Here is a 12,398-nt window from a genome sequence, read left to right on the forward strand (position 1 = left end):
GTAATTGGCTGTTTTTCATGCGAAAATCAGTACAAAGAAGCGGCAGGCCAGACATGCCACTGACTGAGTCCGCTCCCCACCCCGGCCAACAGGATCAGAGCGCCCCAGCGCAGAGGTGCTCCCTTGCCGCACAATAACCACTCCAGCAGCGGCAGCAACCAGACCGGCAGCAGAACCACCAGCGGAACCTCCACATATTGCCAGGCGAGCATCTGGACGAAGGCGAGCGCCAGCGCCAGACCGGCAGGCGCCACATTGACCCCGGCAAACGTGGCAAGCAGTGCCCGAAAACCGGCGAAGGCGGCCAAGGCACCGGCCAGCTGGGCAATCAACAGGCTGCCATCGATACCGATCACCAGCGCCAGCCAGATGAAACCAAGGGCAAAACCAAGCCCCTCGCGGCTGTCACCACGCAGGCCCACCCAGCCAAACCAGAGGATGGCGGGCAACAGCGCCAGCCAGATCATCGGCTCGCTTGTCAGCACCGAGGCCAGCCCCTGCCACCAGATCAGGGCGCCGACCACGGCAAAGAGCAGCAGCGAACCACGCAGATCGCTCACCTGCACCGCGATGGCCGGCACCAGCAGCGCGAGCGGCAGCCACTGCCACGCCTTGACCGGCAGACCATAGGCTCCGCCCAGCAAGGATCCCACCAGCCAGATCGCCAGCGCGCCCCAGAGATAGCCCAGCCGTGGCCAGCGCCACGACAGCAAAGCGGCTCCCAGAGGAGCCGCCAGGGTTTGCAGCAGAAGTGAAGCGCCCATTACTTGCGCACACCTTCAACAAACAGATTGATGCTCATCTCGTCCGGGATGTTCGGCACCATGTAGTTCACGCCAAAATCGCTGCGCTTGATGGTGGTGGTGGCGTTGAAGCCGCTGCGGTAGCCACCCCAGGGATCCTTGCCTTCACCAACCTTCACCAGATTGAAGGCCACCTCTTTGGAGACGCCGTGCAGGGTCAGGGTGCCTTTCAGTACGCCTTTATCCTTGGTTCCTTCGTAAGCAGAGCTGACGAAAGTCATCTTCGGATACTGCTTCACGTCGAGAAAATCGGGGCTGCGCAGGTGCTTGTCACGGGGCTCATGGTTGGAGTCCACGCTGGCAGCATCCACCTCGAAGCTCGCCTTGGCGGCAGCCGGATTGGCATCATCCATGCTGAAAGTGCCGCTGAAGGTGTTGAAACGACCCACCAGCTCGGAGAAGCCAAGGTGGCCCACCTTGAACTGCACTGTGGTGTGCGCCGGGTCGACATCGTACTCCGCCGCCATCAGGGGGGCAGCCATAAAGAGGCAGGAGGCCAGCAGGGCTTTGCTCATTTTCATCCGTTCGTTCCTTCATCTTGGGGTTCACATCGTTGGCTGACATGCTAACCTCGTCGTCAGAATGAATAATCAGTGATTCATTAAATTCATTATTTACTGAGGATGGAAAATGGATCAGATCGCCGCCATGCGCACCTTCATCAAGGTGGTGGAGTGCCAGAGCTTTACCAAGGCCGCCAACCAGCTTGGCATCTCGGTGGCCATGACCTCCAAACTGATGCAGCAGCTGGAGGAGTCGCTCGCCACCCGGCTGCTGTCGCGCACCACCCGTCAGGTCAACCCCACCGAAGCGGGCCAGTTCTACTACCAGCGCTCCCTCGCCCTGCTGGCGGAACTGGAAGAGACCCACAGCCAGCTGACCCACCACAACCAGCAGCCCAACGGCACCCTCAAGCTCTCGGTGCCGATGGATTTTGGCTACCTCCACCTCTCCCCCGCCCTGCCGCTGTTTCGCGAGCGCTTCCCCGATCTCAAGCTCGATATCGAGTACAGCGACCGGCGGGTTGCGCTGGTGGAAGAGGGGTTTGATCTGGCGCTGCGCATCGGCCACCTCAGCGACTCCTCGCTGGTGGCGCGCCAGCTTGCCACCATTCGGGTCGAGCTTTGCGCCAGCCCCGGCTATCTGGCACGCAAGGGGTGGCCGGAGAAGCCCGAAGATCTCAAGCAACACGACTGTCTGGTCTACACCCTGACCCAGCCGGAGTGGCACTTCAAACGGGAAAGCGAGCAGCAGAGCATCCGGCCACAGGGGCCGCTGCGCGCCAACAACGGGGTGGCGCTGACCCGCGCCGCTTGTGATGATCAGGGCATCATATTGCAGCCCACCTTCATCGTCGGAGAAGCCTTGCAGGATGGCAGGCTAGTCAGCCTGCTGCCAGAGTGGGAGAAGGGCGAGGTGGGGCTCTATGCGGTCTATCCGCACCGCCGCTTCGTCTCGGCCAAGGTGCGCTGCTTTATCGAGTTCGTGCAGGAGCGCTATCTCGCCCCGCAGCAGTGGGAAGCTTAAGCCTTGGTGGGCGTTGCCGGGGACAGGAGTGCCCGCAGTTGCAGCTCATCCGGGATCAGCTGCCAGCGCGGCAGTCGGGTGCGGATGGTGGCAAGCTGTTGTTCGCTCAACGCATAGGGAAGAGCGACCGTCACCTCGGGACAATCGAACATGGCGGCCAGTTGCAGGATCAGGATGAGGTTGGCCTCATCACTGCGGCGATTGTTGACCCGCTTGGCAATTTCCTGGCGCAGCTGGGTTTGCGGATCCTCGGTCATCGCCTGCCAGCCAAAACCAAACAGGGGCACCAGCGCACTGACAATGCCAAGGGCAGTCAGGGGCCGTTTGGGTGGATGATAGAGCGCGTTGAGATCCAGCAGAAGAGGCTCCTGCATCTGCTCACCACCACCAAATAAAATCGTTTTCGTCATTGGATTACCCATTATATTCCACTAGACTGCGCCGCATATTAAGCCCGCCATGCCAACGAGGTGCTGATGCTAAGCGATATCGAGATCTCCCGCCACTCCCCCCGCCTCCTCATTCATGAACTGGCCAAGCGCCTCGCCATCCCGACCGACCTGCTCAGCCCCCATGGCCACTACAAAGGCAAACTCAGCCTCGACCTGCTCAAGTCGCCGCCCGAACAGAATGGCAAGCTGGTGCTGGTGAGCGCCATCACCCCCACCCCGCTCGGTGAAGGTAAGACGGTGACCACGCTAGGCCTCTCCATGGGGCTCAACCATATCGGTCAACCCAGCATCGCCACCATTCGCCAGCCGAGCCTCGGCCCGGTGTTCGGGGTCAAGGGAGGGGCAGCCGGCGGCGGTCATGCCCAGGTAGTGCCGATGGAGGAGATGAACCTCCACCTCACCGGCGATTTTCACGCCCTCACCGCAGCCCACAATCTGGCGGCGGCCGCCCTCGATGCTCGCCTGTTCCATGAGCGCAAACTCGGTGACCAGTTCAGCGCCAAAACCGGCCTGCCGCGACTTGATATCGATGCAGACAACATTCTCTGGCCACGCACCCTCGACATGAACGATCGCGCCCTGCGCCACCTCACCATCGGTCAGGGTGGCGCCGCCGACGGGGTGGAGCGCAGCGATCGCTTCGTCATCACCGCCGCCTCCGAGCTGATGGCCATTCTGGCGCTGGCAAGCGATCTGAAAGACCTGCGCCAGCGCATCGGCCGCATCCAGCTGGCCCGTGATATCCACGGCAAGCCCATCACAGCCGAGCAACTGGAAGTGGCGGGCGCCATGACTGTGCTGCTGAAAGACGCCCTGCAGCCGACCCTGATGCAGACCACAGAGCAGACCCCGGTGCTGGTACACGCAGGTCCCTTTGCCAATATCGCCCACGGCAACTCCTCGGTGATCGCCGACCGCATGGCCCTTGGCCTCACCGATTATGTGGTGACCGAAGCGGGTTTTGGCTCCGACATGGGGCTGGAGAAGTTCTTCAACATCAAGAGCCGCCAATCCGGTCTGACCCCCTCCTGCGTGGTGCTGGTGGCCACAGTGCGCGGCCTCAAGGCCAACAGCGGCCTGCTCGATATCCGCCCGGGCCAGCCGCTGCCGGAAAGCCTGCTGCGTGAGGATCTGCCGACTCTTGAGCGGGGTTGCGCCAACCTCGCCTGGCACATCGCCAATGCCCGTCGTTACGGTGTGCCCGTGGTGGTCGCCATCAACCGCTTCCCCACCGACAGCGAGGCCGAACTGGCGTTGCTGGCCCATGAAGCGCAGCAAGCCGGTGCCTGTGGCGCGGCCATCTCCAACGCCTTCACTCAGGGTGGTGCCGGTGCCAGCGAGCTGGCTCGCGCCGTGGTTGCCGCCTGTGAACAGCCGGGCAAAGTCAAATTGCTCTACCCCGACGAGGCGAGTCTCGAAGCCAAGCTGGCGACTCTGGTGGAGTGCGGCTACGGTGGCCGCGGAGTGCAGCTGTCGGACAAAGCGCACCAGCAGCTGGCACAACTCTCTGCCGAGGGGTGGGATCACTTGCCGGTCTGCGTGGCCAAGACACCGCTTTCCATCAGCCATGACCCGTCCCTCAAGGGGGTACCGACCGACTTCGAAGTGCCCATCGACGAGGTGAAGCTCTGCGCCGGTGCCGGTTTCGTCTATGCACTGGCGGGCCCCATCATGACCATGCCGGGCCTTGGCAGCCTGCCGGCCTATCGTCACATCGACATCGATGATAACGGCGACATCGTCGGCCTGAGCTGAATGGTCGGATAAAGGGTCTGGTTCCGGCTGATTAGTCTGCGATAAAAAAACTGCCAGAAACAACAAGGCCCCGTCACTGGACGGGGCCTTTTGCTATCTGCCAAACGCTCTTAGAGGGTAAAGCGCTGGGTCATATGATGCAGCGAGGTGGCCAGTTTGCTCAGCTCGATGCAGGCCTGAGCGATCTGCTGCGCCCCCTGGGCATTCTCATCAGCCGCGTTATGGATGTTGACGATGCTGCGGTTGAGCTCTTCGGTCACCGCATTCTGCTCTTCGGTAGCGGTAGCGATCAGGGTGTTCATGTCGGTGATGTGCACCACGGCACCGTTGATGGTATCGATACTGTGTCCCGCTTCCCGTGCCAGCCCCACACTCTCCTGCATCTGCTGACGGCTCAGCTGCATGGCACTGCCCGCCTCGGCCGTGCGCGCCTGCAGCACCTCGATCATCTTGCTGATCTCGGCAGTGGAGTTCTGAGTTCGCTGGGCCAGGGAGCGCACCTCGTCCGCCACCACGGCAAAGCCACGCCCCTGCTCGCCAGCGCGGGCCGCCTCGATGGCCGCATTGAGGGCCAGCAGATTGGTCTGCTCGGCAATACCGCGAATAACGTCCAGCACCATGCTGATATTGGTGCTGTCCTGCTCCAGCTGCTGCACCACGGAGCCCGCCTCCTCTATCTTGACCGACACCGCCTCGATGCTGCCGATGGCGCTACGCACCACCTGATTACCCTGGGTCGAGGTGCGGGAGGCATCCTTGGCGGCGCTCATGGCATCCGTGGTATTGCGGGCCACCTCGTTCACCGTGGATTGCATCTCGTTCATGGCAGTCGCCACCTGAGAGACTTCGCTCTGCTGACGCGCCATGCCGCAGGCAGATTGATCGGAGATGGCGCTCACCTCCTCCACCGCGCTGCTGAGCTGGCTCACCGAGCCGGCGATCTCGCTCACCAGATCAGCAAGGGCGCCCTGCATTCGGTCAATGGCCGTGCCGAGCTGACCCAGCTCGTCACGCTTGAAGCTATTGCCACGGATCCACTCCTGCAGCTCCCCCTTGCCAAGCGCGCCGCTTGCGATGCGCTGGGCCTGACGGGCCAGCATCACCAAGGGATCGCGGATCTGGCGGGTCAGCACGGTAGAGAGCACGGCCGCCAACCCCAGTCCCAGCAACAGGGCAATGATGATGCTCAGCTTGGCGCTGTCAAATGCCGCCACCACCTGAGCACGGGAGCCAACAGAGTAGCCATGGTTGATACGGATCAGATCCGCCACCGACTTGGCCAGATTGGTGTAGAGGGTGACCCCCTCGCTCATGAACAGCTGCTGGGCCTCGGCCAGCTGGCCGCCATCCTGCATCACTCTGATCCGCTGGTGCAGGGCCACGTACTTGTCCCACTCCTGTTTGACGATGTCGAAGGTGCGGCGCTCTTCCACATCCTCAGCCCAGATGGTGGCATCGTGCGCCTTTACCTGCCGCGCGACCTCTTGCAGGCTCTGTTCGCCAAGATCGCGATAGTGGGCCTTCTGCTGCGGATCAGCCGCTACCAGAAACACATCCAGTTCATAGCGGCGCAGGGTGTTGATGGTCTCGCCCAGCGTGCTGGTGCGCACCACGGCGGGCAGTATGCTGTCGGTAAAACCGACGGCGGCCCGGTTCATATTGCCAAACTGCAGCAGCGAGAAGCCACCGATGAAGGCCATCATCAGGCCGAGCATGGCGAAGCCGGCAGCGAGTTTCTTGCCAATGGTCATGGTATTCATGGCATGTCCTGGATTTGAGTGAACAGATAACGCCCGTCTGAACCGTATGAATACGGTTCGCTGTCACCACCTCCATGGCGGCTCATCCAGCCTTGATCAACCTGTGTCCCTACCTGAACGAAGCGAACGCGTTAACAAGATGCTGCCAGCCTGACCGCCCACGGCAGCAGTAGCGGCAGGCTATTTTGGCCAAAAAGCCAGCGAAAGGAGGCACCTTGCTGGCTTGCTTGCACTCTCCAGGAGAGCCAGACAAGCCATGGCGACTTATATCGACCGGGAGGGGCGATCCCTTGAGGAGATTTATCGATGAAACTGGCGGCTACGAGCAGGAAAAATTGAGAGAAATATCAAGGAGACACGGCGCTGCGGCACCATGTCTCCTTGCCTGTCAGCTCTTCAGGCCGGAGAGAAACTCGGCGCGGGTATCGGGCTGGGTCTTGAAGACGCCACCGAGGGAGGTGGTGGTGGTATAGGAGGTGGAGTCCATCACCCCGCGCGCCTTGACGCAGTAGTGGGTCGCCTTGATGCTGATGGCCACATCCCTGGTGCCAAGCAGAGTCTGCAGCGCCAGCAGGATCTGCTGGGTCAGTCGCTCCTGCACCTGGGGTCGTCGGGCAAAGAACTGCACGATACGGTTGATTTTGGAGAGCCCGATCACCTTGCCGCGGGGAATGTAGGCCACATGGGCCAGCCCATCGATAGTGACGAAGTGATGCTCGCAGGTACTGGTGAGACTGATGTCCCGCACCATGATCATCTCGTCCACCTGCATCTTGTTCTCGATCACCGTCACCTTGGGGAAGGTGGAATAATCGAGGCCGGAGAAGATCTCGTTGACGTACATCTTGGCAATGCGGTGCGGCGTCTCGGCCAGACTGTCATCGGCCAGATCGAGCCCCAGCGTCTCCATGATGGCGCGCATGTGGCCTTCGATCTTCTCCCGCTTCTGCTGGCTGTCCAGCTCGTTGGCAACCAGGGGGGTTTCCAGTCCCTGGGCCTCGAGGGCCGCCCTGACCAGCAAGGCTTCCTGACTCAGTGTTGTCATTCTCTTCTCTCCCATGCTCAGGGACGTCGGGGCCGCCACGCAGGCCACCCCAAGCTTGATGATTGTAAGGCGGCATAGTAAACGGCCATTGCCGCCAATATTCAAGTCAACTTGCGTCCGTCATCATACTTTATGACCATAGCCCGACTTTTACCGCCCCATCCGCTGCCCATCCCCGGCAATTTTTGTGATAATCCCGCCTTCAATCATCACAAGAGGTCATGACGATGGGATTTGATACCAGCGGACTACTGCCGTTAAGCGATGCCCTGCAAGGAATGCTGGAGCAACTCGCCTGCTGTTGCGACAGCGAGCAACTGCCCCTGCCACAGGCCCTTGGCCGGATCCTTGCCAGCGACATCGCCTCTCCCCTCGCCGTGCCCCCGTTCGACAACTCCGCCATGGACGGTTACGCCGTGCGCCTGGCCGATCTCGCCGCTGGCATCCCGCTCATCATGGCGGGCAAAGCCTTTGCCGGTCAGCCCTATCAGGGCGAATGGCCCGCCGGCCACTGCGTGCGGATCATGACCGGCGCCCCGGTTCCCGCAGGGACAGATGCAGTGGTTATGCAGGAAGAAACGCAGGCCGACGGCGATCAGATCACTTTTCTGGCACAGCCCGAACCGGGCCAGAATATCCGCCGCGCCGGCAGCGATATCGGCAAGGGCGCCTGTGTGTTGCAAGCTGGCACCCGCCTTACCCCGCGCGAGATGCCGCTGCTGGCCTCCCTCGGCATCGCGACCGTGCCGGTACGCCGACCGCTGAAAGTGGCCATCTTCAGCACTGGCGATGAGCTCAAGCCGGTTGGTACCCCGCTGGCCCACGGCGACATCTACGACTCCAACCGCTACGGCGTGCGGGCCATGCTGGCGCGGCTGGGCTGCGACTGCCTCGACCTTGGCATCATCCCGGACGATCCCGCCCAGCTGCGCGCCGCCTTTATCCGCGCCGATGAAGAGGCCGATGTGCTCATCACCACCGGCGGCGTTTCGGTAGGGGAAGCGGACTTCACCAAACAGCTGCTGGACGAGCTCGGCGAGATCGGCTTCTGGAAGCTGGCCATCAAGCCGGGCAAGCCATTTGCCTTCGGCCGCCTGCCCCGCGCCTGGTTCTTCGGCCTGCCGGGCAACCCGGTCTCCGCCATGGTCACCTTCGATCAGCTGGTGCAACCGGCGCTGGCCAAGCTGGCGGGCCAACGCTTCGAACACCCGCTTCAGTTGCAGGCCGTCACCACCGAGCCGCTCAAGAAGAGCCCGGGCCGACTCGACTTCCAGCGCGGCATCCTGAGTCAGGGACCAAATGGCCTCGAAGTGCGCAGCACCGGCTCGCAGGACTCCGCCGTGTTCAGCTCCCTGTCGCGGGCCAACTGCTACATAATTCTTGAGCGCGAACGGGGCCGCGTCGCGGCAGGCGAGACGGTCACCGTGGAGCCATTCGGGGGATTGCTGCTGTGAGCGAGATCCTGAGCGACGCAGAGCTGTTGCGCTACAACCGCCAGATCATCCTCAAGTCCTTCGATTTCGAGGGGCAGGAGGCACTCAAGCAAGCCAAGGTGCTGGTGATCGGCGCCGGTGGCCTTGGCTGCGCCGCCAGCCAGTATCTTGCGGTGGCCGGAGTAGGCCAGCTCACCCTGGTCGATTTCGACAAAGTGGAGCTCTCCAACCTGCAGCGGCAGGTGCTGCACACCGATGAGCGCCTCGGTCACTACAAGGTGGACTCAGCAGCGCAGTCGCTGCGGGCCCTCAACCCCTGGCTTGAGGTAGAAACCCACGCTGCCGTGGCCGACGAGGCGCTGCTCGATACCCTGCTGCCACGGCATCAGCAAGTCTTGGATTGCACCGACAATCTGGCCATTCGCAACCTGCTCAACCAAAAGGCACGTCAGCACAGGGTACCGCTGGTCAGCGGCGCCGCCATCCGGCTGGAGGGTCAACTCTGCAGCTTCACCTGGCAGGAAGATGAGCCCTGCTACGCCTGCCTCAGTGCCCTGTTTGGCGAGCAGGCGCTCACCTGCGTCGAAGCCGGGGTACTCGCCCCCGTGGTGGGATTGGTGGGCAGCCTGCAGGCGCTCGAAGCCATCAAGATCCTGGCCGGCATGGGCAAGAACTACAGCGGCCGCCTGCTGATGATCGACGGCCTTGGCGGCACCTTCCGGGAGATGAAGCTGCCCAAGCGCCCCGACTGCCCGGTCTGCTCACATCCGTAAGCACGGCAACTCATGCATAGCGATGAGCTCAGTTGCAGCCAATAAAAAGCCGACCCCATGGGTCGGCTTTTTGCATTGTTTTTTACGTCAAGTGCCGTCAGAAAATACCCTTGGCCTTGACTCGTTTGATGTTGGCGACTTGAGCTGACAGATCTTCCACTATGGGCTCAGCCTCAGCGCCATCACTCCCCTGTCGCACTGGCGCACTGGCCAGCCGCTGGATCAATCTGTGCTGCTCGCGGATCAGACGCGATTGCTCTTCCAGCTGACGGGATAGCAACTGGATGCTGCTCTGCAGCGGCGCCAGATCCTGCTCGCCTGCAGTTGATGGCAACTTGCCCGCAATCGCTTCAGCCAGCTGATCATGATCGAGAGGGGTTGGCAGACCTTGCCTCAGCTCATCCCACAGCTCGGTGGGCTGCTGCTCGCCAAGGCGGCTCACTATCTCCTCCACCAACTGGTCAGAAGAGGGTGCTCCTCCCTGCTGGCCAAGACGACTCACGATCTCGTCAGCCAGCGAACCGTTATCTGCCTGCTCCAGCCGCGGAGCCAGTCGCGCCACTATCTCCTCAACCATGGCATCCGTAGCGGGGCGTTCGTTGCCCTCCCCGCCCAGATGGAAGCCACAACTGGCAAAGGCATGGCGCAGGGTGGTCATGCTCACCTGCTCCGGCCCCAGTGCATTGGCAATTGCCTTGCAGAGGTTGGGCGCCAGCACATACATGAACATGCCCGAGAGATAGATATCCTTGTGGAAACGGCTTTTGGAGAAGTCGAACTCCTCGCTGCCATCCTGGATCTTGCGCGCCCGCTGATACCAGTTCTGCAACACCCCGACCGCATAGCGATCAGACTCCAGCGCCCCCGGATCCATATAGATGGAGAAGGACATGCGCTTGAGTTGACTACTCATCGCCAACCTCGGCCATCACGGGCGCTTCGCGATAGACCTCATCCTCTTCGGTGGTGTAGAGGCAGATCTCGCGGGCCAGTGCGGACTGGGCATCATCCAGCAGCTCGACTCTGTCACCCAGGGTCGGGTAGGCCGCTTTGATGGCATCGTGGATGAGGGAAGCACCACCGCCGACCAGATAGACGCGGTTCGGGTTCTTGGCAAACTTCTTCGCTTCATGGGCAACCTGGGAGCCCAGTTCGTCGATCTTGTTCTGCATCTTCTCGAGGATGCGCGGGATCTGGCTCTCGTCATTGACCACCTCGCGCACGAAACTCATGTCGTGACGACGCTTGATGAACTCGTTGGCCACCAGGTAGCTCGAATCGCTGTCTGCTGCCGCCAGCGCCTTGCGGGTCGCGTCGGTCACCATGGAGACGCCGATCTCGTTGTTGCCGTAGACATCGGAGACATCGTCAAACTCGCCAACGATGATCCCCATGTCCAGGGTGGTGCCACCGCAGTCGATCACCAGCGTCTTGGTAAATTCGTTGCAGCCCGAACCGACCAGACGGGAGAGCGCTGCTGGCAGGCTCTCCGGCATCACCTCCACGCTGACGATGTTGAACAGCTCACCCTTGTTGAGGGTGATGGCACGCATCAGGTTGCGACGCTTCTTCTCGATCTTCTCTTCGTTACGCTGGCAGTCATCCGGGTGATAGAACTCGGTGATGGGCAGGGTAACAGTAATGGCTACGTCACAAGGAGTTACACCTGTTTGCAGCAGGGCATGGTGTACGGAGAGCAGGTTGAGATCGTCATACTGGTACTCAACATGAGTGGTCGCCAGCGATTTGTCCGACGTCGCATCATAGGTGTACTTGGTATTGCCTATCTCGTAGTTGTAGATCTTCTTGTCTTTGCGCAATGCGGCGCTCTTCCAGTCCTTGCGAAAAGAGTTGGGAGAGATGATGGTCTTGAGCACCTTGTTCTCAATCCAGCTCACCTTGACGTTGGTCGAGCCATCATCGATGGCCATTTTCATTACTTCAGACATGGGGAAGCACCTGTTGATAGAGCAAAATTGGTCCGATTGCCTTGCCAACTGCCACTGGCAAGGCGATCGGACCACTACATACACGGAGTTGAAAGGCGACAAGTTTAATGAGTTTCTAAAATCCGGTGAAGCAAATGATTGAAACCGGAGGGGTCTTCCGCCGGCCAGGCGTGGTGACCCTCGGGGGTGTGGATGGTGGCGTTGGGCAGGGAGGCGAACTGCTCCACCCGCTTGGCAAGCGGCAGATAGTCGTGGCTGGTGGAGATGATGGCCACCGGCTGCCAGATATTGCCGAGCCGGGCGCGTACCGACCAGCCGGGCAGCGCCTCCAGCAGCGCCTTGTAGGTTTTCTTTTTATTGCGCACGAAACGCAGCCGGAAGGTGTGACGTACCTGAGCCAGCTCAGGGCCGGGAAAGAGCTCGCGGCCGAGCCACCAGGCGAGCGGACGCATGCCAAACCAGCGCAGCCACTTGAGGCGCTGGGCAAGCTGCTCCTGCTCTTTGGGAGTCTCCAGCAGAAATTCGCTAAAGCCGTTGACCAGCACCAGCCCCTGCACCTTGTGCGGCAGTTGCAGCGCCAGCTCCAGCGCCACCATGGCCCCGAGCGACAACCCTACCACCCAGGCGGGGCCGGATTGCTCATCAAGCCAGCGCACTACATCTGCCGCCAGAGTGGCCACGTCAAACGGCCCCTCCTGCATGCTCTGGCCGTGGCCACGCAGGTCGAGCGCCACCACCCGGTAGTGCTCGGAAAAATGCTCTATCTGCGCCTGCCAGTCGAGGCTGGAGGAACCCAGCCCGTGCAGCAGCAACAACAAAGGGCCCTCCCCCGCACTGCGCAGGGCAAGACCGTTGGATTTCATCACCTGATTGCGGCGCATCAGTTCATTGCCTCTCGACT

12 protein-coding genes are annotated in these 12,398 nt (G+C 61.5%); 4 read left to right on the plus strand and 8 right to left on the minus strand.

Annotated features, from left to right (window positions below; genetic code table 11):
- Positions 1-26 precede the first annotated feature (26 nt).
- Together I6L40_RS16370 and I6L40_RS16375 are read right to left on the minus strand one after the other, a co-directional pair.
- Entirely contained in the window at positions 27-764 is a 738-nt protein-coding gene (locus tag I6L40_RS16370; RefSeq protein ID WP_216994586.1) for a hypothetical protein, read from the minus strand.
- A complete protein-coding gene (locus I6L40_RS16375) occupies positions 764-1,324 on the minus strand; it encodes a YceI family protein (protein WP_041208710.1) in 561 nt (186 codons plus the stop codon). Before I6L40_RS16375 ends, I6L40_RS16370 begins: the two co-directional genes overlap by 1 nt.
- Positions 1,325-1,433: 109 nt before the next feature.
- Here I6L40_RS16375 and I6L40_RS16380 point away from each other — a divergent pair, with 109 nt between their 5' ends.
- Positions 1,434-2,330, plus strand: coding sequence for a LysR family transcriptional regulator (locus tag I6L40_RS16380; protein ID WP_071910953.1), 897 nt, complete (start codon positions 1,434-1,436; stop codon positions 2,328-2,330).
- Here the strand turns inward: I6L40_RS16380 and I6L40_RS16385 are convergent.
- Positions 2,327-2,740 carry a hypothetical protein gene (locus tag I6L40_RS16385; protein ID WP_216994587.1) on the minus strand — a complete coding sequence of 138 codons (414 nt, stop codon included), beginning with the start codon at positions 2,738-2,740 and terminating at the stop codon, positions 2,327-2,329. The genes I6L40_RS16380 and I6L40_RS16385 overlap by 4 nt on opposite strands.
- A gap of 66 nt (positions 2,741-2,806) precedes the next feature.
- Between I6L40_RS16385 and I6L40_RS16390 the strand changes: the two genes are divergently transcribed.
- On the plus strand, positions 2,807-4,537 hold the full coding sequence (locus tag I6L40_RS16390) for a formate--tetrahydrofolate ligase (protein WP_216994588.1): 1,731 nt from the start codon (positions 2,807-2,809) through the stop codon (positions 4,535-4,537).
- 110 nt (positions 4,538-4,647) lie between these two features.
- Here the strand turns inward: I6L40_RS16390 and I6L40_RS16395 are convergent, their stop codons facing one another.
- Together I6L40_RS16395 and folE are read right to left on the minus strand one after the other, a co-directional pair.
- Positions 4,648-6,297 (minus strand): methyl-accepting chemotaxis protein, encoded by a 1,650-nt coding sequence (locus I6L40_RS16395; RefSeq protein ID WP_216994589.1) that lies wholly within the window; start codon positions 6,295-6,297, stop codon positions 4,648-4,650.
- A 388-nt stretch (positions 6,298-6,685) separates the two neighbouring features.
- Positions 6,686-7,342, minus strand: a complete 657-nt coding sequence (gene folE / locus I6L40_RS16400) for a GTP cyclohydrolase I FolE (protein ID WP_198505948.1) — start codon at positions 7,340-7,342, stop codon at positions 6,686-6,688.
- A gap of 227 nt (positions 7,343-7,569) precedes the next feature.
- Here folE and moeA point away from each other — a divergent pair, with 227 nt between their 5' ends.
- Positions 7,570-8,796 carry a molybdopterin molybdotransferase MoeA gene (gene moeA, locus I6L40_RS16405; RefSeq protein ID WP_302054922.1) on the plus strand — a complete coding sequence of 409 codons (1,227 nt, stop codon included), beginning with the start codon at positions 7,570-7,572 and terminating at the stop codon, positions 8,794-8,796.
- Positions 8,793-9,548 (plus strand): molybdopterin-synthase adenylyltransferase MoeB, encoded by a 756-nt coding sequence (moeB, locus tag I6L40_RS16410; RefSeq protein WP_216994591.1) that lies wholly within the window; start codon positions 8,793-8,795, stop codon positions 9,546-9,548. Before moeA ends, moeB begins: the two co-directional genes overlap by 4 nt.
- A 97-nt stretch (positions 9,549-9,645) precedes the next feature.
- Here the strand turns inward: moeB and I6L40_RS16415 are convergent, their stop codons facing one another.
- The 3 genes from I6L40_RS16415 to I6L40_RS16425 all read right to left on the minus strand — a co-directional run bounded on the left by I6L40_RS16415 (position 9,646) and on the right by I6L40_RS16425 (position 12,378).
- Positions 9,646-10,461, minus strand: a complete 816-nt coding sequence (locus I6L40_RS16415; protein ID WP_225628366.1) for a hypothetical protein — start codon at positions 10,459-10,461, stop codon at positions 9,646-9,648.
- Positions 10,454-11,497 (minus strand): plasmid segregation protein ParM domain-containing protein, encoded by a 1,044-nt coding sequence (parM, locus tag I6L40_RS16420; protein ID WP_185226818.1) that lies wholly within the window; start codon positions 11,495-11,497, stop codon positions 10,454-10,456. Before parM ends, I6L40_RS16415 begins: the two co-directional genes overlap by 8 nt.
- A gap of 104 nt (positions 11,498-11,601) precedes the next feature.
- Positions 11,602-12,378: an alpha/beta fold hydrolase gene (locus I6L40_RS16425; RefSeq protein ID WP_216994592.1), complete on the minus strand. Its 777-nt coding sequence runs from the start codon at positions 12,376-12,378 to the stop codon at positions 11,602-11,604.
- Between the last annotated feature and the right edge of the window lie 20 nt (positions 12,379-12,398).

Origin of the sequence: Aeromonas sp. FDAARGOS 1410, from assembly GCF_019048745.1 — a bacterium.
GTDB classification, from domain to species: Bacteria; Pseudomonadota; Gammaproteobacteria; order Enterobacterales; family Aeromonadaceae; genus Aeromonas; species Aeromonas jandaei.

Excerpts from the sequence above, each read along its gene's own strand:
- I6L40_RS16370 (WP_216994586.1), bottom strand. The coding sequence starts at position 764 with ATGGGCGCTTCACTTCTGCTGCAAACCCTGGCGGCTCCTCTGGGAGCC.
- I6L40_RS16375 (WP_041208710.1), bottom strand. The coding sequence starts at position 1,324 with ATGAAAATGAGCAAAGCCCTGCTGGCCTCCTGCCTCTTTATGGCTGCC.
- I6L40_RS16380 (WP_071910953.1), top strand. The coding sequence starts at position 1,434 with ATGGATCAGATCGCCGCCATGCGCACCTTCATCAAGGTGGTGGAGTGC.
- I6L40_RS16385 (WP_216994587.1), bottom strand. The coding sequence starts at position 2,740 with ATGACGAAAACGATTTTATTTGGTGGTGGTGAGCAGATGCAGGAGCCT.
- I6L40_RS16390 (WP_216994588.1), top strand. The coding sequence starts at position 2,807 with ATGCTAAGCGATATCGAGATCTCCCGCCACTCCCCCCGCCTCCTCATT.
- I6L40_RS16395 (WP_216994589.1), bottom strand. The coding sequence starts at position 6,297 with ATGAATACCATGACCATTGGCAAGAAACTCGCTGCCGGCTTCGCCATG.
- folE (WP_198505948.1), bottom strand. The coding sequence starts at position 7,342 with ATGACAACACTGAGTCAGGAAGCCTTGCTGGTCAGGGCGGCCCTCGAG.
- moeA (WP_302054922.1), top strand. The coding sequence starts at position 7,570 with ATGGGATTTGATACCAGCGGACTACTGCCGTTAAGCGATGCCCTGCAA.
- I6L40_RS16415 (WP_225628366.1), bottom strand. The coding sequence starts at position 10,461 with ATGAGTAGTCAACTCAAGCGCATGTCCTTCTCCATCTATATGGATCCG.
- parM (WP_185226818.1), bottom strand. The coding sequence starts at position 11,497 with ATGTCTGAAGTAATGAAAATGGCCATCGATGATGGCTCGACCAACGTC.
- I6L40_RS16425 (WP_216994592.1), bottom strand. The coding sequence starts at position 12,378 with ATGCGCCGCAATCAGGTGATGAAATCCAACGGTCTTGCCCTGCGCAGT.